Source organism: Micromonospora sp. BRA006-A, from assembly GCF_033433935.1.
Taxonomy (GTDB): domain Bacteria; phylum Actinomycetota; class Actinomycetes; order Mycobacteriales; family Micromonosporaceae; genus Micromonospora; species Micromonospora aurantiaca.
The window spans coordinates 3316166-3337449 of record NZ_JANCLW010000001.1; the positions used below are offsets into that span (position 1 = coordinate 3316166).

Annotated in this window: 22 protein-coding genes; 10 read left to right on the plus strand and 12 right to left on the minus strand. The window is 73.5% G+C overall.

Going from position 1 to position 21284, the window contains the following annotated elements:
• Positions 1 to 65 precede the first annotated feature (65 nt).
• The 5 genes from NMK34_RS14920 to NMK34_RS14940 form a co-directional block, all read right to left on the minus strand.
• Positions 66 to 737, minus strand: coding sequence for a hypothetical protein (locus NMK34_RS14920; RefSeq protein WP_318333908.1), 672 nt, complete (start codon positions 735 to 737; stop codon positions 66 to 68).
• Complete coding sequence (locus NMK34_RS14925; protein WP_318333909.1) at positions 734 to 3406, minus strand: FtsK/SpoIIIE domain-containing protein; 2673 nt, start codon at positions 3404 to 3406, stop codon at positions 734 to 736. The genes NMK34_RS14920 and NMK34_RS14925 overlap by 4 nt, the downstream gene beginning before the upstream one ends.
• A complete protein-coding gene (locus NMK34_RS14930; RefSeq protein WP_318333910.1) occupies positions 3399 to 4277 on the minus strand; it encodes a hypothetical protein in 879 nt (292 codons plus the stop codon). The genes NMK34_RS14925 and NMK34_RS14930 overlap by 8 nt, the downstream gene beginning before the upstream one ends.
• 9 nt (positions 4278 to 4286) lie before the next feature.
• Positions 4287 to 4547 carry a hypothetical protein gene (locus NMK34_RS14935; RefSeq protein ID WP_091428014.1) on the minus strand — a complete coding sequence of 87 codons (261 nt, stop codon included), beginning with the start codon at positions 4545 to 4547 and terminating at the stop codon, positions 4287 to 4289.
• Positions 4548 to 4722: 175 nt separating this feature from the next.
• Entirely contained in the window at positions 4723 to 5100 is a 378-nt protein-coding gene (locus NMK34_RS14940) for a hypothetical protein (protein ID WP_318333911.1), read from the minus strand.
• 111 nt (positions 5101 to 5211) lie between these two features.
• On the opposite strand from NMK34_RS14940, the gene NMK34_RS14945 reads away from it, so the two are divergent.
• The 3 genes from NMK34_RS14945 to NMK34_RS14955 all read left to right on the plus strand — a co-directional run bounded on the left by NMK34_RS14945 (position 5212) and on the right by NMK34_RS14955 (position 8341).
• Positions 5212 to 7761 (plus strand): ATP-dependent Clp protease ATP-binding subunit, encoded by a 2550-nt coding sequence (locus tag NMK34_RS14945; protein ID WP_318333912.1) that lies wholly within the window; start codon positions 5212 to 5214, stop codon positions 7759 to 7761.
• A gap of 62 nt (positions 7762 to 7823) precedes the next feature.
• Positions 7824 to 7991, plus strand: a complete 168-nt coding sequence (locus NMK34_RS14950; protein ID WP_162959103.1) for a hypothetical protein — start codon at positions 7824 to 7826, stop codon at positions 7989 to 7991.
• On the plus strand, positions 7991 to 8341 hold the full coding sequence (locus NMK34_RS14955) for a DUF3140 domain-containing protein (protein ID WP_302907076.1): 351 nt from the start codon (positions 7991 to 7993) through the stop codon (positions 8339 to 8341). Before NMK34_RS14950 ends, NMK34_RS14955 begins: the two co-directional genes overlap by 1 nt.
• A gap of 47 nt (positions 8342 to 8388) precedes the next feature.
• Here NMK34_RS14955 and NMK34_RS14960 read toward each other — a convergent pair whose 3' ends face one another.
• From NMK34_RS14960 to NMK34_RS14970, 3 genes are read right to left on the minus strand one after another with little or no spacing between them, the layout of a single operon-like run.
• On the minus strand, positions 8389 to 8625 hold the full coding sequence (locus NMK34_RS14960; protein ID WP_013476980.1) for a hypothetical protein: 237 nt from the start codon (positions 8623 to 8625) through the stop codon (positions 8389 to 8391).
• A 20-nt stretch (positions 8626 to 8645) separates the two neighbouring features.
• Positions 8646 to 9632, minus strand: a complete 987-nt coding sequence (locus NMK34_RS14965; RefSeq protein WP_318333913.1) for a LysR family transcriptional regulator — start codon at positions 9630 to 9632, stop codon at positions 8646 to 8648.
• Positions 9633 to 9679: 47 nt separating this feature from the next.
• The gene (locus tag NMK34_RS14970) at positions 9680 to 10297 is read right to left on the minus strand and encodes a hemerythrin domain-containing protein (protein ID WP_318333914.1); all 618 of its coding nucleotides are present in this window, start codon (positions 10295 to 10297) and stop codon (positions 9680 to 9682) included.
• A 128-nt stretch (positions 10298 to 10425) separates the two neighbouring features.
• Between NMK34_RS14970 and NMK34_RS14975 the strand changes: the two genes are divergently transcribed.
• Both NMK34_RS14975 and NMK34_RS14980 read left to right on the plus strand, forming a co-directional pair.
• A complete protein-coding gene (locus NMK34_RS14975; RefSeq protein ID WP_318333915.1) occupies positions 10426 to 11754 on the plus strand; it encodes a M20/M25/M40 family metallo-hydrolase in 1329 nt (442 codons plus the stop codon).
• Between the two features lie 61 nt (positions 11755 to 11815).
• Positions 11816 to 12469 carry a hypothetical protein gene (locus NMK34_RS14980; RefSeq protein WP_013286069.1) on the plus strand — a complete coding sequence of 218 codons (654 nt, stop codon included), beginning with the start codon at positions 11816 to 11818 and terminating at the stop codon, positions 12467 to 12469.
• A 57-nt stretch (positions 12470 to 12526) separates the two neighbouring features.
• Here NMK34_RS14980 and NMK34_RS14985 read toward each other — a convergent pair whose 3' ends face one another.
• Both NMK34_RS14985 and NMK34_RS14990 read right to left on the minus strand, forming a co-directional pair.
• Positions 12527 to 12718 (minus strand): DUF5703 family protein, encoded by a 192-nt coding sequence (locus NMK34_RS14985; RefSeq protein ID WP_030274256.1) that lies wholly within the window; start codon positions 12716 to 12718, stop codon positions 12527 to 12529.
• A 70-nt stretch (positions 12719 to 12788) separates the two neighbouring features.
• The gene (locus NMK34_RS14990; RefSeq protein WP_013286071.1) at positions 12789 to 13757 is read right to left on the minus strand and encodes an aldo/keto reductase; all 969 of its coding nucleotides are present in this window, start codon (positions 13755 to 13757) and stop codon (positions 12789 to 12791) included.
• Between the two features lie 164 nt (positions 13758 to 13921).
• On the opposite strand from NMK34_RS14990, the gene NMK34_RS14995 reads away from it, so the two are divergent.
• The gene (locus NMK34_RS14995; protein ID WP_318333916.1) at positions 13922 to 14974 is read left to right on the plus strand and encodes an LLM class F420-dependent oxidoreductase; all 1053 of its coding nucleotides are present in this window, start codon (positions 13922 to 13924) and stop codon (positions 14972 to 14974) included.
• Positions 14971 to 15807: an undecaprenyl-diphosphate phosphatase gene (locus tag NMK34_RS15000; RefSeq protein WP_318333917.1), complete on the plus strand. Its 837-nt coding sequence runs from the start codon at positions 14971 to 14973 to the stop codon at positions 15805 to 15807. The genes NMK34_RS14995 and NMK34_RS15000 overlap by 4 nt, the downstream gene beginning before the upstream one ends.
• 79 nt (positions 15808 to 15886) lie before the next feature.
• Here the strand turns inward: NMK34_RS15000 and NMK34_RS15005 are convergent, their stop codons facing one another.
• A complete protein-coding gene (locus tag NMK34_RS15005; protein ID WP_318333918.1) occupies positions 15887 to 16477 on the minus strand; it encodes a hypothetical protein in 591 nt (196 codons plus the stop codon).
• 885 nt (positions 16478 to 17362) lie between these two features.
• On the opposite strand from NMK34_RS15005, the gene NMK34_RS15010 reads away from it, so the two are divergent.
• Together NMK34_RS15010 and NMK34_RS15015 are read left to right on the plus strand one after the other, a co-directional pair.
• Entirely contained in the window at positions 17363 to 17689 is a 327-nt protein-coding gene (locus tag NMK34_RS15010; RefSeq protein WP_013476750.1) for a hypothetical protein, read from the plus strand.
• Positions 17686 to 18336: a nucleotidyl transferase AbiEii/AbiGii toxin family protein gene (locus tag NMK34_RS15015; RefSeq protein WP_318333919.1), complete on the plus strand. Its 651-nt coding sequence runs from the start codon at positions 17686 to 17688 to the stop codon at positions 18334 to 18336. The genes NMK34_RS15010 and NMK34_RS15015 overlap by 4 nt, the downstream gene beginning before the upstream one ends.
• 70 nt (positions 18337 to 18406) lie before the next feature.
• Here NMK34_RS15015 and NMK34_RS15020 read toward each other — a convergent pair whose 3' ends face one another.
• Positions 18407 to 19309, minus strand: coding sequence for an SDR family oxidoreductase (locus NMK34_RS15020; protein ID WP_318333920.1), 903 nt, complete (start codon positions 19307 to 19309; stop codon positions 18407 to 18409).
• A gap of 150 nt (positions 19310 to 19459) precedes the next feature.
• On the opposite strand from NMK34_RS15020, the gene NMK34_RS15025 reads away from it, so the two are divergent.
• Positions 19460 to 21250, plus strand: a complete 1791-nt coding sequence (locus NMK34_RS15025; RefSeq protein ID WP_318333921.1) for a bifunctional metallophosphatase/5'-nucleotidase — start codon at positions 19460 to 19462, stop codon at positions 21248 to 21250.
• Positions 21251 to 21284 lie beyond the last annotated feature (34 nt).

Genomic DNA, 21284 nt, shown 5'->3' on the forward strand with positions numbered 1-21284 from the left:
CGACGGCGTGTCGCGCCGCCGACCTCATGATCGACGGCTGGGTAGCCGGCGTGGGGAGGGCGCGGTCAGCGGGTGTACGTCACCGTCAGCAGGAGCAGCGTCGTGACCAGGCCGGAGACGGCCACCACGATCATCGGGCGCGGGGTCAGCACCGCGTGGCGGCGGTCGGCCAGCAGCCGCGCCGGCGCCAGCCCGATCACCGGGCCGAGCAGCGTCACCACCAGCGCCAGCACCGGCAGGCCCACCGCCAGGTCGCCGCTGGAACCGGCCGCGAGGGCCCGCGCGCCCACCCCCAGCACGTACGCCACCAGCGCCCCGCCGATGCCGCACGCGACGAGCAGCGGGTTCACCGAACCGGGCAGCTCGCCCGGTGTTCCGGTGCGGTCCAGCAGCTCCCGGACCGCCCGCAGCAGCGGCACCGGGTCACCGGCCGCGCCGCGTACCGGGCCGGGCGGGTCACCCAGCCGCCGCGCGCTCCCGCCGAGCCGGGCCCGCAACTGCGTCCACAGGTGCGTGACCTCGCCGTCGACGCGTTCCACAAGCAGGGACGCCTCGGCCACCTCCGCCTCGGCCTGCCGCACCTGCTCGGCCGCCTCCGCGACCGCCCGGTCGGCGGCGGCCACCTGCTGGTCGTACCAGGTGTGCGCCTCGGCCCGCTGGGCGGCCAACCGGGCGGTCAGCTCGGCGAGCCGGCGGATCTGTGCGCTGTACGTCTCACTGGCAACCGGTTCGTTCATCGGGACGGACCATAAGGGATGATCACCTGTCCGGTGCGGTGCACCGCCCGGTCGAAGTAGAGACCGCGCCACGGCCGGGGATACCAGTCCGGCCCGCCGCTGCCCGGATACAGCGAGGAGCCCAGCTCACCGCCCTGCACGTCGAGCGCCACCCAGGCGCCGATCTGATCCGTGCGCGCGCCAGCGCCGCCCAGGTCGACCCGCATCCGGGCCACGCCACGCCACCACGCCAGCACGTGCGTACGCCGTTCCGGCCCGTCGTGCAGGATCCGGCGCAACTGCTCCAGCCCGGTGCGCGTACCGGCCTTGCCGGCGAGCGCCGCGGCGGCCGCGTCCACCGCGTACAGCAGCAGGAAGTGCGGGGTACGCGCCGCACCCGGCGCGCCGAGTCCGTCACCTACCTCGGCCATCAGCTCCGGCACCGTCTCCTCGTCGTACCAGGAGGCGTCGCCTTCCAGGTCCTCGTACAGGGCGCGGGCGGCCGGGTCGGCGTCCGGGTCCAGGCAGGCGATGGAGAACCGGGCGGTGCCGGGCCGGTACTGCCGGGCCAGCGACCGGGCGGCGGCGTCGAGCACCGCACACGCCTCGTCCACCCGCGTGCCGAGCACCGCCAGGTTGCGGCCCGGCGCGCGGGGCAGCCGCAGCGCCGCCGAGCGGGACTGCACGTCGATGATCTCGCCGAGCAGCGCCACCGGGCTGCGCGGCACGCCCTGCTCCGGCGCGGTGAGCGCGCGGAAGTCCGGCGCGTCGGCCAGCTTCGGGATCGCGTCGCCGTCGAACAGCCGGGCCGGCGCGGCGTCCTGCGGGCGCATCCGCCACAGCCGGTGCTGAAGCTCGCTCCACGTCTCCCAGTCGCTGGCCGACGGGATCCGGGCCACCTCGTTCCCCTCGGCCAGGCCCGACTCGGCGTTGACGACCGCGTGGTGGCGGGGCAGCGACTGCGCCGCGTCGTTGCGCTCGGCCAGGATGCGCAGCGCCTTCGGCAGCGCGATCCGCAGCGTGAACTGGGCGACCAGCGCGGGCCGCCCCCACAGCGCCTCGATGCCGCGCACGTCCTGCGAGGCGAGCACCAGGTGGATGCCCTGCGACCGGCCCCGCCGGGCCAGGTCCTCCAGCAGGTCGGCGGCCTCCCGGGCGACCACGTCCCGGCCGGCCAGCAGCGCCTGGAACTCGTCGACCACCGCCACGATGCGCGGCCAGTGCCCGTCCGGGTCCACCGCGCGCAGCTCGGCCAGCTTGGTGACCTCGTGCTTCTTCGCCGCGTCGGCGCGCCGGCGCAGCTCCTCGGCGAGGAAGCGCAGCAGCGCCAGCCCGAACTCCCGGTCGGTGTTGACGTTGATGCCGACCAGCCGCATGTGCGGCAGCCAGCTCGGGTCGCGCCGGCCCTGCGCGAACCGGGCGAAGGACACGCCCTCCTTGAAGTCCAGCAGATAGAACTCCAGCTCGGCGGGGGAGTAGCGGGCGGCGAGCGCGCCGATCCAGGCGAAGATCAGGTTCGTCTTGCCGGTGCCGGACGGGCCGCCGATCAGCGCGTGCGGCGGGTAGTCGCCGAGCGTGAGCAGCACCTGCCGCCCGTGCGGGCCCTCGCCGATCGGGGCGCTGAGGCCGTGCGCGGAGTCCTCCCGCCAGTACTCGTCCGGCGGCGGGAGCAGGTCGGTGAAGGGCGTCGGCGGCGGGCCGGCGGCCACCCGGGACGCGACGGTGCGGCAGGTCTCGGTGACCAGGGCGGGCGGCGGCGGCGCGTCCAGCGCCACCGGCAGCCCGGCCACCCGGGCGTCGTCCGGCTCCACGGTGATCCGGGTGACTGTCGGGTCGTCCGGCAGCTCGATGCCGCGGACCACGAGGTGCACGCCGCAGGCCGCGCCGGTCCGTACCACCCGGTCGAGCTGGCCGCGCTCGTGCCGGGACAGCTCGTCGCCGCCGAGCAGCACCGCCACCCGCCACGGCTCCGGGCGCCGCCCGGTCGCGGCGGCCAGCTCGCGCAGCGAGCCGTACTCACCAGCGAGCACAGTGGCGTTGATCCGGCGGATCTGCTCCACCAGGTCGTCCAGCAGCCGGCCCAGCCCGCCCGGCCCGACGAACGTGAGCAGCCCGGCCGTGCCCAGCGGCGCGAACCCGGCCAGGCCGCCGCCCAGGTGCTCCGGGTCGTACCCGTAGAGCCGCACCGCGCCGGGGTCGGCCCGTCCCACCGAGCGCAGCAGCAGCGCGGGGACCACGGCGGCCGGCCCGTCCCGGTCGCCGCCGGCCAGGTGCGCGTGCCCGGCGTCCAGGAGCGGGACCAGCGCCGGCACCGGTTCGGCGCCGTCGAGGCGTACCGTGCCGACGCGCAACGCGCCGGGCGGCTCGGACCGGCCGGCGGGCGTGGCCCGCCAGCGGTCCCAGGGCGCGGACGCCGCGCCCGGTGCCTCCCGCTGTGCCGCGGCGGCGGCCCGGCGGGCCAGGTCGGTGAGGCGGGCGGTGTGCCGGGCGTCGATCTCGGCCAGGCGCCGGTCGCGGGCGGCGCCCACCCGGGCGGGCACCGCCGCGGCGGCCTTGCGGGTACGGGCCAGCCGGTCCCGCCCGGCGGCCAGGTCGGCCTCGGCGGCGGTGAGCCGGGTACGGGTGGCGCCCAGGGCCTCGGAGAGCATCCCCCGGACCCGCGTCACCAGTTGTGCGCGGACGTCAGCCACGGGACGGCTCCCGATCGTCGGTGTCCTTGGGCAGGTCCCGGCCGAGCCGGTCGAGCAGTACGCCGGTGAGCACGCCCGCGGTGACCGCCGGGTCGGCCGCGTGCGGCTGCTCCGCGTCGTCGTCGCGGCGCGGCGGCGGCATCCGGCACACCCGGGTCAGCAGCGTGTCCAGCACCGGCCGCGGCAGGCCGGGCAGCAGGTCGCGGACCCGGGAGTCCAGCGCGCCGCGCAGCCGGGGCAGGTCGTCCGCGCGGGGCGGATGGCCGAGCAGCTCACCGGCTAGCTCGCGCAGCAGCGGCGGGGTGATCGCGGCCAGCCCCAGCCCCACGTCGGCGTGCGCCCGGCGCAACTCGCGGTGCAGCCGGTCCCGGTCGCCGGAGCGGATCCCGGCGGCCACCCGGCGCAGCAGCTCGTGGGAGTCCTCGACGCGCTCGTCCGGCTCGTCCGGCGTGCCCTCCCGGCCGCCGGTCAGCTCCGCCACCCGCACCGCCCACCAGCGCCGTACCGCCGGTTGCTCGCCCGGCTCGGCGGCCGGGCCCGGTGCCGGCGGGTCCTCGCCGCGTGGCGTGTCGTGCCGGGGCGGCCGCTCGCCGGGCGGCGCCGGCCGCGCGCCGTCCGGTGCCAGCCCGATCGCGGCCAGGTACGCGGTGAGCTGCTCCTGCGCCACGCGCAACGCGTAGCCGGCGGTCTCGGCGTGCTCGGTGGCCGAGGACAGCTCCGGCACCCCCATCGGATCGGACGACTCCTGGCGCACCCAGCGCAGCCGCTCCTGCGCCTGGCCGAGCTTCTCCAGCGCGGCGGCGAGCTGTGCCAGCGGCAGTTCCTCGACGGCGGCGCGTACCTGCGCGCCGATGTCCTCGACGATGGACACGGCCGGGCCTCAGAGCGTCGCGACGTAGATCTGAGCCTGCTCCACCGCGACGAGTGTCGCGGCCAGACACTCCTCCAACTCCTGGCCCGCCTGTGTCAGCGAGGCCTGGGCCGCCTCGACCGTCTCGTGGCCGCTGCCCTCCAGCGCGCCGGCCAGCGTCTGCTGCGCCTCGGCCAGCTTCTCGCCGGCCGCCTGCACCGCTGTCTGGCCGTCACCGATCTGCTGGAGAGCGACATCGATGGCGGCCTTCAGCTCGGCGACGCTCGCCACGGGGACCTCCTGGGGGCGGAAGAGATCTCCATTACAACCCATCCCGGCGGGTGGACGAACATCCACCCTCGCGGCGTTGCGGCCCCGGTGTCCGGTTCCGGCCCTGACGTGCGCGAAGACCCTGCCGCTGGTCCCGTCGGCGGACTCCTCGGTCCCGCTGACGGGACCGGGTGCTCTAGCGGCCCAGCCAGCGCGGGCCGCGTACCTCCGCACCCAGCGCGGTCACCCGCTCGCGCAACTCCCGGTCGGCGGTGACCACCACCCGCCGCCGACCCGGCGCGGCGGCGACCAGCTCGACCATCGTGTCGTCGCCGGAGCCGGGCGCGGAGACGACCTCCACGCCGGGCGCGGGCGCCACGTGCCGGGCCGCGCCCTCCACCACCAGCACCACCTGCACCGGCGGCGGCAGCTCCGGCGGCACGCCCGCCTCCCCGACGGACGCCAGCGCGTCGCGCAGCCGGACCGCCGCGCCGGCCCGGTCCCGCCACCAGCCGTCCGGGCGTGAGCCCACCACGTTCGCGCCGTCCACGATCAGCAGCGGTCTGCTCTCCATGCCCCCAGCCTGCCATCCGGTCGAGTTTGTCGCGCCGACCGCCGGGTAGCCACCGCCGACCGTGCCGCGCGTGCCGGGTGCCGGTCGTGCCGACTGACTGCGGAGGACGTGATGATGGGACCGGGTGACTTCGGCAACGACCCCTGGGACGAGTTCCTGGCCCGATACTTCGGCCGGGGCGAGGGGGGACGCCGGCCGGCGCACCGGGTCGACATCACGCGCCTGATGACCGCCGACGCCCGGGAGATGCTCGCCGACGCGGCCCGCCGTGCCGCCCAGAAGCACAGCAACGACCTGGACACCGACCACCTGCTCTGGGCGGCGTTGCAGCGCGAGCCGCTGCGCGACCTGGTCCGCCGGGCCGGCGCCGACCCGGACGCGCTGCTGGGCGCGCTGGGCGGGCGCGGCGAGGGCGCGCCGCGCGGCGAGGTGCCGCCGAACCTTTCGCTGACCCCGGCGGCGAAGCGGGCGCTGCTCGACGCCCACCAGTTGTCCCGCGCGATGGGCGCCAACTACATCGGTCCCGAGCACATCCTGATGGCGCTGCCGTTGAACCCCGAGTCGCCGGCCGGCCGGATGCTCGCCGCCGGCCGGATCCAGCCCGAGTCGCTGCAGGCGGCCAGCGCCGAACGGGGAGCGACGAACGTCCCGCGTCCGGACCGGGGCACCCCGACGCTCGACCAGTACGGCCAGGACCTCACCGAGCTGGCCCGGATGGATCAGATCGACCCGGTGATCGGCCGGGCCGACGAGATCGAGCAGGCGGTGGAGATCCTGTCCCGGCGGACCAAGAACAACCCGGTGCTGATCGGCGAGGCCGGTGTCGGCAAGACCGCGATCGTGGAGGGTCTCGCCGAGCGGATCTGCGACGGCGACGTGCCGCAGACGCTGATCGGCAAGCGGGTGATCCAGCTCGACCTGTCCGGCCTGGTCGCCGGCACCCGCTACCGGGGTGACTTCGAGGAGCGCCTGAAGAAGGTGATCGACGAGATCCGCGCCCACCGCGAGGAGCTGATCATCTTTCTGGACGAGATCCACACGCTGGTCGGTGCGGGCGGCGCCGGCAGCGAGGGCGGGATGGACGCCTCGAACATGCTCAAGCCGGCCCTGGCGCGCGGCGAGCTGCGGGTGATCGGCGCGACCACGCTCGACGAGTACCGGCGCAGCATCGAGAAGGACGCCGCGCTGGCCCGCCGGTTCCAGCCGGTGCTGGTGCCCGAGCCGACCGTCGACGACACCATCGCGATCCTGCGCGGCCTGCGCGACCGGTACGAGGCGCACCACCAGGTCCGGTTCACCGACGAGGCGCTGGTCGCCGCCGCCGAGCTGTCCGACCGGTACGTCACCGACCGCTTCCTGCCGGACAAGGCGATCGACCTGATCGACCAGGCCGGTGCCCGGGTGCGGCTGCGCACCCGTACCCCCGCCGAGGACGTGCGCGAGCTGGAACAGCAGCTCGACGAGACGCGCCGGGACAAGGAGCAGGCGGTCTCCGACGAGCAGTACGAGCGGGCCTCCGCGCTGCGCGACCGGCTCGCCGAGCTGGAGGACCAGGTCCGCCGCGCCCGCGGCGACGAGGGGCCCAGCCACGTGCCCGAGGTGGGGCCGACGGAGATCGCCGAGGTGGTCTCCCGGGCCACCGGCATCCCGGTCACCCAGCTCACCGAGGAGGAACGCGACCGGCTGCTGCGCCTGGAGGGCCACCTGCACGAGAAGGTGATCGGGCAGGACGACGCGGTCACCGCCGTCGCCGAGGCGGTGCGCCGCTCCCGTACCGGCCTGGCCGACCCGGACCGGCCGATGGGCAGCTTCCTGTTTCTCGGCCCGACCGGCGTCGGCAAGACCGAGCTGGCCCGGGCGCTGGCCGAGGCGCTGTTCGGCGAGGCGGACCGGATGGTCCGGGTGGACATGAGCGAGTTCCAGGAACGGCACACGGTCAGCCGGCTGGTCGGCGCCCCGCCCGGGTACGTCGGCTACGAGGAGGCCGGTCAGCTCACCGAGGCGGTCCGCCGCCGCCCGTACGCGGTGGTGCTGCTGGACGAGATCGAGAAGGCGCACCCGGACGTGTTCAACATCCTGCTCCAGGTGCTCGACGACGGCCGGCTCACCGACAGCCAGGGCCGTACCGTGAACTTCAAGAACACCGTCCTGATCATGACCAGCAACCTCGGCTCGGAGCTGATCACCGGCACCCAGCGCACCGTCGGCTTCGCCACCGGCGCCCCCGGCGAGCAGGAGAGCGACGAGCTGCGGGAGCGGCTGATGCGCCGGCTCCAGGAGAACTTCCGCCCGGAGTTCCTCAACCGCATCGACGAGGTGATCATCTTCCAGCGGCTGGAGGCCGAGCAGCTGCGCCAGATCACCGGGCTGCTGCTGGAGGAGACCCGCCGCCGGATGCACGCCCAGGACATCCAGGTCGACTTCAGCACCGCCGGTGTCGACTGGCTCGCCGAGCACGGCTACCAGCCCGAGTTCGGCGCCCGCCCGCTGCGCCGCGTGATCCAGCGCGAGGTCGACAACCGGCTGTCCCGGATGCTGCTGGAGCACGAGGTCTCACCGGGGCAGAAGGTCACCGTCGACGCCCGCGACGACCGGCTCGTCTTCGACGTCACCGCCGGTGAGCGCGGCTACACGCCGGCCGCCACGTCCCATCCCCGATGACCGGCCGGGGCCCGTCCCGGCCGGGCCGGGACGGGCCGTCACCGAAGGACCGGAGGGCGGACATGACCGAACCCGAGGAAGTCCCCGACGACACCGGGGCCGGTGAACCGATCGAGGCGGCCCCCACGGCGAACCCGGCCCGGGTCCGGGTGCCGCCGGAGGGCCTGAAGCAGCACCCACCGAACGAGGGCGAGCCGGCATCCGGGCCGCCGCCGGGAGAGGAGGCGTGATGGTACGCGAGGCGCGACTCGACCCCGAGGTCGAGGTGATCTGGGACGACTTCCACGCCGAGGTGAACGTGCCCTCCGAGACGCTGCGGCAGTGGCTGCTGACCCGCGGCTCGGGGGAGGAGGCGTTCGGCCCGGATCCGGACCTCGACCTGCCCGAGCCCGGCCGGCAGATCCTCGCCGTGCTGCGCAAGCGCAAGGTGGACCTCACGCCGGAGGACATCGAGGTGATGCGGGAGGCGATCACCCGGATCCGGGAGCTGACCGCGCAGCGGCCACGCCGGGGCAACGCCGACGACGAGTGGCGCCACGCCCTGCTCGACCTCGGCCACGACGTCCTCGTCGAACGCTGAGCCGGTACGGCGGCGCCCGGGCGGAGCACCCGCCCGGGCGCGGCCGGCTACTCCGACTCCAGGCTGGGCAGCCGCAGCCCGGCCGCGTCCGCCGCGGCCTGCCGGTCGGCCCGGGCGCGTTCCTCGCGGCTGAGCAGATTGGCGTACTCGGTCACGTCGGCCGGACCCGGCACCTCCGGCAACCGGCGCAGGAACGCCTCCACCTCGGCGGAGGCGGTGGTGTGCGCGGTGGCCGCCTGACGCAGCAGCTCCCGCTGGTCGGCGGCCGGATACAGATCAGTCATGTCGCCGGTGATACCCGGGTTCAGGCGATTCGCACCCCACCCGAGCCGTTGGGCTGCACACCGAACTCCGGGTGCGCCAGCAGCCAGCCCAGGTATTCCGGATGGTTGGCCAGCGCGTCGGTGTACGCCGCGACCGCCGCCGCCAGCACCGGCTCGGCCACGGCCGCCGCCGGCACGTCCGGATGCCAGCCCAGCAGCAGCCGCCAGCGCAGCGGTGTGCCGGCCAGCCGGCGGGTGACCAGCCCCGCCACCGGACGGAACGTGGCCTGGCACAACGCCACCGCCTCGCCCGCGTCCACCAGGTCCAGCGCGGCCCGCACGTCCGCCTCGTACACCTTCTTCGGGGTGAAGCCGGAGCGGGCGCAGGCGGCCGCGAAGCAGTCGCCGAAGCAGCCGTCGCCCGGCGCGGCCACCCACCGCTCGCGCCGCAGGCCGACCAGGTCGACCTCGGCGTGGCCGGCCAGCGGGTGGGTCTGCGGCAGCAGCACGCAGACCGGCTCGACCGCCACCTCCCGCCAGCTCAGCCCGAACCCCGCCGACGGCGTCGAGTCGCCGCACACGCCGGTCAGCGCGAAGTCGAGCCGGCCACCGGCCACCATCTGCGCCAGCTCGTCCACCGACCACGAGCCGTACGTGGTGATCTGCGCGTCCGGGCGCTCGGCGGCGAGCCGGTGCACCAGCCGGCCCAGGATCGGGCTGTTCACCCCGCCGAAGCGGTACCGGCGCAGCGGATCGCCCGCACCGGCCATCCGGGCCGCCTCGTCCCGCAGGCCCTTCATCGCCGGCAGCAGCACCCGCGCCCGGTCCAGCACCAGTTCGCCCAGCGCGGTGGGACGGGCGCCGCGGCGGTCCCGTTCGAACAACGGCCCGCCCAGCGCCCGTTCGATCCGCTGAAGCTGGGCGGTCAGCGCCGGCTGGGCCAGGCCGAGCGCCGAGGCGGCCTTGGTGACGCTCCCCGTCTCCGCGATCGCGCAGACCACACGCAGGTGTCGCAGCTCCAGATCCATACCGTGACGGTAGGACCACGAACCGATACACGGAAGGGGCGATCGGCTCACCCCTGGCGGTGGTGCTCCAGGTCGCTCAGCCGGGTACGCCGTCCGGTGACCGCGTCGCGCACCTTGTCCAGCACCCCGACGGCCGGTTCGACGATCTTGTTCCAGGGCGGGGTGGCGGGCGTGCCGGGGTGCGGCCGGGTCGGCGCCGCCTCCTCCGCGATCTCCCAGCGGTTGCCCAGCCGGATCAGCTCGGCGTCGCTCGCCACCTCGCGCAACGGCGTGACCAGCGCCGCGACGCGGCTGACGTGCCGGCGTACCCGCTCGGCCACGTCCGCGACCGCCGGGTCGTCGGCGCCGGACAGCTCCTTGAGCGCGGTCAGCAGCGCGGCGTCGGCCTCGATCTCCCGCTCGACCAGCTCCGCGGCGTCCGGCATGGCGGCGCGGGCCGCCGGGAAGAGGTACTGCTCCTCGGCGGACAGGTGGCGGGACACCGCGGCGGTCAGCACGTCGAGCACCTCGCGCCGGCCGGTGGCGTCCAGCGCCGGGTCGGTGACCCGGTCGGCCAGCCCCAGCAGCGCCCGGTGCTCGGTGTCCACGAGTTCGGCGACGCTGCGCCCACCCGGCCGGTACGCGTCGTCGGCGGCCGGCGGCAGCGGCGGCAGGGGGACGGTCATGGTGCCCTCCTCGTGACGGCCGGAGTCGATGTCCGGGCGGTCCGGCGGTACCCGGCCGGGCGTGCCGCGAAACCGCCGCCGGGCCACCGGCGGCCCGCGACCACCTCACCTGCTGGTATAAGGAAGCGATGACGAGCGACGCCGCCCCCGCCCGACCCGACGCCACCGACGAGGTCGTCGACCTCTGCCGCGACCTGCTGCGCATCGACACCACGAACACCGGCGACAACGACACCAGCGCGGGGGAGCGGCGCGCCGCCGAGTACGTCGCGGAGAAGCTCGCCGAGGCCGGCGTCGACGCCGAGATCCACGAGTCCGCGCCCGGCCGCGCCAACCTGGTCGCCCGGATCCCCGGCACCGAGCCCGGCCGCGACGCGCTGCTGGTGCACGGCCACCTCGACGTGGTGCCCGCCGACCCGGACGAGTGGTCGGTGCACCCGTTCTCCGGCGAGATCCGCGACGGCTACCTGTGGGGCCGCGGCGCGATCGACATGAAGGACTTCGACGCGATGGTGCTCGCCGTGGTCCGCGACTGGCAGCGCACCGGCGTCCGCCCCCGGCGCGACATCGTGCTCGCGTTCACCGCCGACGAGGAAGCCGGCAGCGACTACGGCGCGCACTTCCTCACCCAGCGGCACCGCGGCCTGTTCGACGGCTGCACCGAGGCGATCGGTGAGGTCGGCGGCTTCTCCTACTCGGTCGACGAGCAGCGCCGCCTCTACCTGATCGAGACCGCCGAGAAGGGCATCGACTGGCTGCGCCTGCACGCCAGGGGCCGGCCCGGCCACGGCTCGATGGTGCACGACGACAACGCGGTCACCGCGCTCGCCGAGGCGGTCGCCCGGATCGGCCGGCACCGCTTCCCGGTGGTGATGACCGACACCGTACGGGCGTTCCTGGCCGAGGTCTCCGACGTGCTCGGCATCGAGATCGACCCGGACGATCCGGAGACCGCGATCGCCAAGCTCGGCCCGATCGCCAACATCATCGGCGCGACCGTCCGCAACACCGCCAACCCGACCCGCCTGGCCGCCGGCTACAAGGACAACGTCATCCCCGGCCGGGCCACCGCCACCATCGACTGCCGCAGCCTGCCCGGGCAGAGCGAGGAACTGGAGCGGCAGCTGCGCGAGCTGGTCGGGCCGGACATCGCCATCGAGTACGTCCAGCGCCAGCCGGCCCTGGAGACCACGTTCGACGGTGACCTGGTGGCGCACATGTCGGAGGCGCTGCGTGCCGAGGATCCGGGCGCGCACCCGGTGCCGTACATGCTCTCCGGCGGCACCGACGCCAAGGCGTTCTCCCAGCTCGGCATCCGCTGCTTCGGCTTCGCGCCGCTGCGGCTGCCCGCCGACCTCAATTTCTCCGGCCTGTTCCACGGCATCGACGAGCGGGTTCCGCTGGACGGACTACAGTTCGGCGTGCGGGTTCTGGACCGCTTCCTCCGTACCTGCTGACCGCGCCCGCCGCGGCGCCGCCGGCGCGGAACCTCCCCCCATCGCGAAGGGACTGCCACACATGACCGACCAGCACGGTGAGCTGGACGCCGCCCTCGAGCGGGTGATCGACGCGGCCCGCGCCCACCTGGCCGCCGTCCGGGCCGCCCAGGGCCGGATCGACGACGACGCCGTCTGGCAGGCGTACGTCGCGTTGAACAACGCCTCGTTCGCCTACGACGAGCAGCTGCTCGACGCGTTCGGCGAGGTGACGCCCTGGGACGTGGAGTCGATCGACCCGGACGAGGCCGACGAGCGCTTCGGCGCCGTCGAGGGCGGCGAGCCCACCGACCCGCACCCGCGGGTCATCTCGGTGCGGCAGCGGCGCGACTACCGGGTGCCCAGCGTCGCCGCGCTGCTGCGCGCGGCCGAGGCGGCCCGCCGGGAGGGCACCCCGGAGGAGGACGAGCCGGCACCGGTCGAGGGGGTCGGCGAGGCGGTGCTGGAGCTGCTGCAGAGCGGCGACGGCTCGTTGTCCGCGCTCGACGTGCCGGAGCTGGAGCCGCTGGACGGTGTGGTGATGGTCAGCGAGGTCGGCACCCCCGTCGACCTGGAGTCGTTCGACGACGACGACCCGGTCGGCCCGTTCCAGCCGGCCGCCGACGACCGGCTGGTCGGCCGGCTCGACGAGCACCCGTTCATGGAACTCGACGAGGAACACGACCACGCGCACTAGGCCGTGCGCATCCCCGGGGCGGCGCCGCGTCGCGCGGCCCCGGGGACGGGCCCGTCGTCAGTACGACAGGCCCGGCTGCGACTGGTTGACCAGGCGGCGCCGCAGCACCACCTGCCGCGTGCCGTCCCGGTAGAGCCGCACCCGGGCCAGCTCCCAGCCGGAGAACTCGGCCTGGATCGCCAGCTGCGCCGCGGCGGTCAGCCGATCGACGTTCGAAGGCAACCGCAGCGGCGCGTATTCGTAGTCCATGCCCCTATGCTGCCCAGGTCGCGGGCCCTCCGCCACCCCCTGCGGGTGACCCGGATCGCCCTCGTACGGCTCAGCCGTCGCGCTCCGGGTAGCCCACCGGCACCGCCGACACGTCGTCCAGCGCCGTGACGATCTCCTCCGGCAGCGTCATCCGCTCCACCTGCAACGCGCCGAGCAGCTGCCCGACGGTCCGGGCGCCCAGGATCGGCGCGGTCACGCCCGGCCGGTCCCGCACCCAGGCCAGCGCCACCTCCAGCGGCGACACGCCGAGCCCGCCGGCCGCGATGGCGACCGCCTCCACGATGCTGGAGCAGCGCGGCTCCAGGTACGTCGCGACGAACCGCTCGAAGTGCGGCGACACCGCCCGCGAGTCGGCCGGGCGGCCGTTGCGGTACTTGCCGGTCAGCACGCCCCGGCCCAGCGGCGACCAGGGCAGCACACCCAGCCCCATCCCGGCGCAGGCGGGCAGCACCTCCCGCTCCACACCGCGCTCCAGCAGCGAGTACTCCACCTGCGCGGCGACCACCGGCGCGCGCCCCGGCCAGGCGGCCTGCCAGGCGGCGGCCCGCGCGGTCTGCCAGCCGGAGAAGTTCGACACACCCACGTAGCGGGCCTTCCCGCTGGACACCGCGTGGTCCAGCGCGGAGAGCGTCTCCTCCAGCGGGGTGTCCGGGTCGTAGCCGTGCACCTGCCACAGGTCGACGTGGTCGGTGCCGAGCCGGCGCAGCGAGGCGTCGAGCGTGCGCAGCAGGTGCCCCCGTGAGCCGTCCCGGCGGCGGCTGCCCGGCCGCAGGCCCGCCTTGGTGGCGATCAGCAGCTCGTCGCGGTCCACCAGGCTGCCCAGCAGGGAGCCGATCACCGACTCGGCGTCGCCGTCGGCGTACACGTCGGCGGTGTCGACGAGGTTGCCGCCCGCGTCGAGGTAACTCTTCAGCTGGGCGGCCGCGTCGTCGGCGTCGGTGTCCCGTCCCCAGGTCATGGTGCCGAGCGCGAGCCGCGATACCGCCAGCCCGCTTCGGCCGAGCGGTCGCTGTTGCATGCGTGAACCTTATTTCGAACCCGGCGTCACGGATATCCTCGCCGCAGTCAACTTCCCGCGCGACCTCCACCCGGTGTGACATGTTCGGGGCGAGCCGGACGTCGAGGGTGCCACGCTCATTGCGTAACCTGATGCGACCTGTGGTGCGGACGGTGGGAGGATCAGTGCGACTCGGGCTCAACCTCGGATACCAGACGGCGTGGAGCACGCCCTTCGACCACCTGGCGCTGGCCCAGGAGGCGGACCGGCTCGGCTACTCGGTGGTCTGGGCCGCGGAGGCGTACGGCTCGGACTCGCCGAGCATGCTGGCCTGGATCGCCGGTCAGACGGAGCGCATCGACGTCGGCTCGGCGGTCATGCAGATCCCGGCCCGTACCCCCGCCATGACCGCGATGACCGCCGCGACCATCGACACGCTCTCCGGCGGCCGGTTCCGGCTCGGCCTGGGCGTGTCCGGTCCGCAGGTCTCCGAGGGCTGGCACGGCGTACGGTTCGCCAAGCCGCTGGCCCGCACCCGGGAGTACGTCGACATCGTCAAGCTGGCGGTGGCCCGCAAGGAGGTCGCGTACGACGGCGAGCACTACACGCTGCCGCTGCCCGACGGTCCCGGCAAGGCGCTGCGGCTGGGCTTCCACCCGCCGCGCGAGCACATCCCGATCTACCTTGCCGCCGTCGGCCCGAAGAACCTGGAACTGGCCGGCGAGATCGCCGACGGCTGGCTGGCCGTCTTCTACTCCCCGGAGTTCGCCGAGGAGCACCTCGCCTCGGTGCGGGCCGGGCGCGCCGCGGCGGGCAAGGAAATGGCCGGCTTCGACGTGGTGCCGTCCGTGCCGGTCGTGGTCGGCGACGACATCGCCACCTGCGCCGAGCTGGTGCGCTGGTACGCCGCGCTGTACGTCGGCGGCATGGGCAGCCGCAAGCAGAACTTCTACAACCAGCTCGCCACCCGCATGGGCTACGGCGACGCGGCCCGTGAGGTCCAGGACCTCTACCTGGCCAAGCGGCAGCGCGACGCGGCCGCCGCCGTACCGATGGAGTTCATCGACCGCACCTCGCTGCTGGGCCCGAAGGAGCGCATCGCCGAGCGGATGCGGGAGTACGCCGCCGCCGGCGTGACCACCCTGTCGGTGTCGCTGTTCGTGGCCGACCGGGACAGCGGGGTGCAGACCCTGCGTACCGTCGCCGAGGCGCTGGAGCTGTCCGGAGTCGGCGAGTGACCTGGATCGAGGCCATCGTCCTGGGCCTGGTCCAGGGGCTGACCGAGTTCCTTCCGGTATCCTCGTCCGGGCACCTGCGGATCACCTCGGAGCTGTTCTTCGGCCGGGACGCGGGCGCGTCGTTCACCGCGGTGACCCAGCTCGGCACCGAGGCCGCCGTCCTGATCTACTTCGCCAAGGACATCTGGCGGATCGTCCGCACCTGGTTCGTCGGCCTTGTCGACCGCTCGGTGCGGTCCAGCCTCGACTACCGGATGGGCTGGTACGTCATCGTCGGCACCATCCCAATCGGCATCTTCGGACTGATCTTCAAGGACCAGATCCGCACCGCCGGCCGGAACCTCTGGTTGATCTCCTGCACGCTGATCATCGGCGCGATGCTGCTGGCCTTCGCCGAGTACTGGGGCCGGCAGACCCGTACGCTGGAGAACTTCCGGATGCGCGACGGCGTCATCATGGGCTTCGCCCAGGCGGCGGCGCTGGTCCCCGGCGTCTCCCGCTCGGGCGGCACCCTGACCGCGGGCCTGCTGCTGAACCTCACCCGGGAGACCGCGGCCCGCTACTCGTTCCTGCTGGCCATCCCGGCCGTGGTGATCTCCGGCGTGTTCAGCCTCCCGGACGTCTTCGAGCCGTCCGCACCGGGCACCGCCGCACCGAGCGTGGCGCAGATGGTGATCGCGACGCTCATCGCGTTCGCCGTCGGCTACGCGGCCATCGCCTGGCTGCTGCGCTACGTCGCCCACCACACGCTGTACGTCTTCGTGCTGTACCGGGTGGCGCTGGGCAGCCTGGTGATCTGCCTGCTGGCGACCGGCACGATCAGCGCGACCTGACGCCGTCTCCTGGCACGCAGAAGGCCGGCACCCCGTTGGTTCGGGGTGCCGGCCTTTCGCTGGGTCTCACCTGTTCGTCTTAGCTGTTCCAGTGCTCGGCCACCAGGTCGGCGGCCTGCTGCTCCCACTGGGCGTAGTGGTCGGGGTAGGCGGAGACCTGGACGGTCTGGGCGGCCTTGGTCAGGGGCATGTCGCGCCAGCCGTCGACCTGCTTGAGGCCCTTGAGGAAGGCGGTGGTGGAGTATTCGGGGTCGGTGATCTGCTCGACGGTGCCCCAACCACTGGAGGGGCGCTGCTGGAACAGGCCCTGCGAGTCGTGGTCGTTGCGGTCGCCGAGGTGGCCGAGGTTCTCCAGCTTCGACTCCTGCAGGGCGGTGGCGATGGAGACGACGGCGGCGCGTTCGTCCATGCCGGCCTTCTTCGTGGCGGCGATGATCGCCTTGACGTTGGCGGTCTGCTCGTCGTCGAGGTCGATGTGGGACTGGGTGCCCTGGACGCCGTGCGGGATGAGCGCGGCGCTGTCCAGCTTGCCGGCGGCCTGCGTCGTGGTGACCGCGGCGTCCCGGGCAGTGGGGGTGCTGGTGTCGTGGTTGAGGGGGCCGGCGGCGAGGCCACCGGCGACGGTCAGACCGGCGATACCGAGGATGCTCTTACGCAGAATCGTGTTCATGGTGAGGGCTCCGTTCGGGGGTCGACGCCCGCGCCGAGGGGGGTCGGTGCGGGTGCGAGCACCGTCAGGCGCTCAAGAGAAGGGTCTTGGGGGGATGCCGGCGTCCTGCTCACCCGCGGCCCGCAGCACGCCCGGGGGTGGCGTGCGGGGCCGGTTCGCGGCGCCGGAGACATCCACAACGACCGGCTGCGCGGGATCATTCCCGGGCGCTGCCACCCGCGTCCGCGTGCTGCGGGGGTGCTGCTGCGGTCGTTCACCAGGTATAACGCCCCGCCCCCGCCCACGATTCCGCCGGGCGGGTGCCACCGACCACCCCGAAACCCGACACCCGCCCGGAATTGGATCGGCCGGGTCGGGGGCGATGTCCGAGGTTGCGGCCCCGTCCTCTGCCTGGACTCACCTGGCCCCGTCGACAAGAGGTTGACAGCACCCGGTGTCCGGTTTGTCGCAGCCAACTTCGTGATCGATGCATGCTCCGGGGCGGCGTTCGCACTGCCGGATGGAGATCTTGGTACGAGAGTGCCCTTATGAGGGCCGTTGCGTACCAAGATCTCTCGTCGGCGGAACGCCGGAGCCCGTGCGCCGTGCTCGGGGGCTGCTCTCGCCCAACGCCCCGCGGTCCATCTGCCCCGCCTCTTGCCGGCGTTGGCGCACGCGCCACCGTGGGAGATCTTGGAACGAAACGGCCGCCATGCCCGGATCTTCCAAGATCTCCGGCGGAGTGCCGCGCTAGGCGAACAAGGCGAACAGGTAGCGAGGACGCGACGGTCGATCATGAAGTTGGCGGGGACGAAACGGACGTCTCGCGCCGTCAACTTCATGATCGACGGGGTGGGGGCGGGAAGGGTGGGGGGTATGGGGACGGGTTGGGGTTACCCTGATGCCATGTCGGTCAGCGCGCACGCGTACCTCGCCCGTCCCGGGCGACCCGCCGTGGTGGCGCGCACCCTGGATGAGCTCACCGGTCCCACGACCGGCATCGTCGAGCTGCCGGTACGCCTGATGTGGAGCAGCGAACGCGCGTTCGACCTGGGCGACCCGGACGAGTTGCTCTGGATGTACGAGAACGTGCTGCGCGAGACGACCCGGGTGGAGGATCTGCGCGAGCTGATCCACGCGGGCACGTTGCGCCGGTTGTGGCCGCTGCTGAACCTGCCCCGGGGCGTACGCCTGGCCTGGGAGGGCCGGCACCGGAGCCTGCGCGCCGCGTGACCCATCCGCACGACTTCTACCGGCAGGTGGCCCGGGTGGCGCTGGCCGCCGCCGGCCCGCACCGCTTCGTCCTCGGCGGCGGCGTGGCGTGGGCCGTCCACGGCCTCGTCACCCGCCCCACCGAGGACGTCGACCTGTTCGCCGACGTGGAGGGCGCCGCCGCGGCGGCGGCCGACGGGGTACGCGCGGCGCTGGAGCGCGCCGGGTACCGGGTGGCCGAGGTGGATCCGGGCGGCCTGGGCGAGGTGTTCGACGGCTTCGACCGGGATCTGCGGGACTTCGTGGTGAGCCGGGACGGCCGGCAGATCCGGCTGAGCCTGGCCCGCCTGGACCGGCACCGCAGCCCGGTGGTGATGGACCTCGGCCCGGTCATGGACGTGCGCGACCTGATCGCCAACAAGACCGCCGCGCTGGTGAACCGGCGGGAGGTACGCGACTACATCGACGTCTCCGCCGCGCTGGACCGGTACACGGTCGCGGAACTGCTGGAGCTGGCCCGGCAGGTCGATCCGGCGCTGGACGACCAGGACGTGCGCGCCGCGGGCCGCTACCTGGACGGGCTGGCCGACCGACGGTTCACCCGCTACGGCCTGGACGCGCCGCGCATCGCCGAGGTCCGCCGCCGGATGGCCGCCTGGCCCCGCTGAGCAGCGGAACCAGACGACCGGGGGCGGGACCAGGCGGCCGGCACGGGCCGGAACGGGACCGGGCGGCGGCTCACTTCGTCGGGCGGCCGCCCGTGACGCCGAGGATCTCGCCGGTGACGTAGCTGGACTCCTGCGAGGCGAAGTAGACGTACGCGGGCGCCAGCTCGGCCGGCTGACCCGGACGGCCCAGCGGCGTGTCGGTGCCGAACTGCTTCACCTTCTCCTCCGGCATGGTGGCCGGGATCAGCGGCGTCCAGATCGGGCCGGGCGCGACCGCGTTGACCCGGATGCCCCGCTCGGCGAGGTTCTGCGCGAGCGCCTTGGTGAAGTTGGCGATGGCCGCCTTGGTGGTGGCGTAGTCGAGCAGCTGCGGCGACGGGTCGAACGCCTGGATCGACGACGTGTTGATGATCGTCGAGCCCTCCTTCATGTGCGGCACCGCGAACTTGCAGAGCCAGAACATGGCGTACACGTTGGTCTTGAAGACCCGGTCGAACTGCTCGGTGGTGATGTCGAGCAGGCCGTTGTCCTGCGACATCTGGTACGCCGCGTTGTTGACCAGGATGTCGACGCCGCCGAGGTCGCGCAGCGCCTGGTCGACCAGGGCGCGGCAGTTGGCCTCCTCGCGCAGGTCACACCGGACCGCGACGCCGGTGCGCCCGGCCTGCTCGATCAGGGCGACCGTCTCCCGGGCGTCCCTCTCCTCCTCGTCGGCGAGGTACGTGATGAGGACGTCGGCGCCCTCGCGGGCGAAGGCGATCGCCACGGCCCGGCCGATGCCGGAGTCACCGCCGGTGATGATCGCGCGCTTGCCGGTGAGCCGGTCGCTGCCCCGGTACGACTCCTCGCCGTGGTCGGGCTTCGGCCCCATCTCCTGCTCGTTGCCGGGCGGCGTCTGCCGCTGCGACGGCTGGCCGTCGCGCTGTCCGTACTGCTCGGCCGGGTGCTGCTGGGTGAACTGGTCCTCGCTCATGGATGCGCCCCTACCCCGGTGACCGGCGGGAAAACAGCAGCCTGTGACCGGAAGGGAAACGATTCGGGCCGGTGTGGCGCAGGTGACATGTGGTGGTTATGGTGCGCAACGGCGCCCACGAGGCGCGTACCCCCATTGGAAAGGCACCTCATGACCTCCTCCTCCGGCGCCTCCCGGCGCCAGGTGCTGGCCGTCGCGGCCGCCGCCGCGACCGCTCCCCTGCTGGCCGGCGCGCCCGCCGAGGCGAAGCCGAAGCAGCCGAAGACCTGGGACCTGACGATCCTCGGCACGTCGGACACCCACGGCAACGTCTACAACTGGGACTATTACAAGGACGCGGAGTTCGACGACAGCAAGCACAACGACGTCGGCGTCGCGAAGCTCGCCACCCTGGTCAACCAGATCCGCGCCGAGCGCAAGGGCAGGGCCACGCTGGTCCTGGACGCCGGCGACACCATCCAGGGCACGCCGCTCGCCACGTACTACGCCAAGCAGGAGCCGATCACCAGCACCGGTGAGACGCACCCGATGGCCCGCGCCATGAACATCCTCAAGTACGACGCGGTGACGCTCGGCAACCACGAGTTCAACTACGGCCTGCCGCTGCTGGCGACCTGGATCGAGCAGCTCGGCTTCCCGGCCCTGGCCGCGAACGCGCTCAACGCGAAGACCGGCAAGCCGGCGTTCCTGCCGTACGTGATCAAGGAGGTCAAGCTCGGCGGGCACGGCGCGCCGAAGCTGCGCGTGGGCATCCTCGGCCTGACCAACCCCGGCGTGGCCATCTGGGACAAGGGCAACGTCGAGGGCCGCCTGGTCTTCGCCGACATGGTCGCCACCGCCGCGAAGTGGGTGCCGGAGATGCGCCGCCGCGGCGCCGACCTGGTCGTCATCTCCGCGCACGGCGGCGACAGCGGCACCTCCAGCTACGGCCCGGAACTGCCGAACGAGAACCCGACCGCGCTGATCGCCGAGCAGGTCCCCGGCATCGACGCGATCCTGTTCGGCCACGCGCACAACGAGGTGCCGGAGAAGTTCGTCACCAACCTGACCACCGGCGAGCGGGTCCTCACCTCGGAGCCGTCGAAGTGGGGACAGCGGCTGACCCGGATGGACTTCACGCTGACCCGGGAGAAGGGCCGCTGGACGGTCACCGCCAAGTCGGCCACCACGCTCAACACCAACACGGTGGTCGAGGACCCGGCGGTGCTCGCGGCCGTGCGCGGCCAGCACACCAAGACCGTCGAGTACGTCAACCGCGTCGTCGCCCAGTCCAGTGTGGAACTGTCGGCCGCCGAGTCGCGGTACAAGGACACCCCGATCCTGGACTTCATCAACCACGTCCAGACCGAGGTGGTCACCGAGGCGCTCGCGGGCGGCGAGTACGCTGGCCTGCCGGTGCTGTCCATCGCCGCGCCGTTCAGCCGTACCGCGGTGTTCCCGCAGGGCGACGTGCGCATCCGCGACGTGGCGGGCCTCTACGTGTACGACAACACGCTGGAGGCGGTCGTGCTGACCGGCGCCGAGGTGAAGGCGTACCTGGAGTACTCGGCGAAGTACTTCGTCACGCTGCCCGCGGGCGCGCCGGTGAACCCGGAGACGATCAGCGACCCGGCGGTGCCGGACTACAACTACGACGTGTTCTCCGGCGTCGACTACGACATCGACATCGCCAAGCCGGTCGGGCAGCGGATCACCCGCCTGGTGCTGGCCGGCACCGGCACCCCGGTCGCGGCGGACGCCCGGTTCGTGGTGGCGGTGAACAACTACCGGCGCAGCGGCGGCGGCAACTTCCCGGGCATCGTGAAGACCCAGGTCTACAACGCCCAGCAGGAGATCCGCCAGCTGCTCATCGACTGGGCGCAGGCCAAGGGCGTCATCGACCCGGCCGACTTCTTCGTACCCAACTGGAAGCTGGTGCGCGACGGCGTGCCGGTCTTCTGACCGTGAGGCGGCGGGGTCCGGGCCGTTGCCCGGG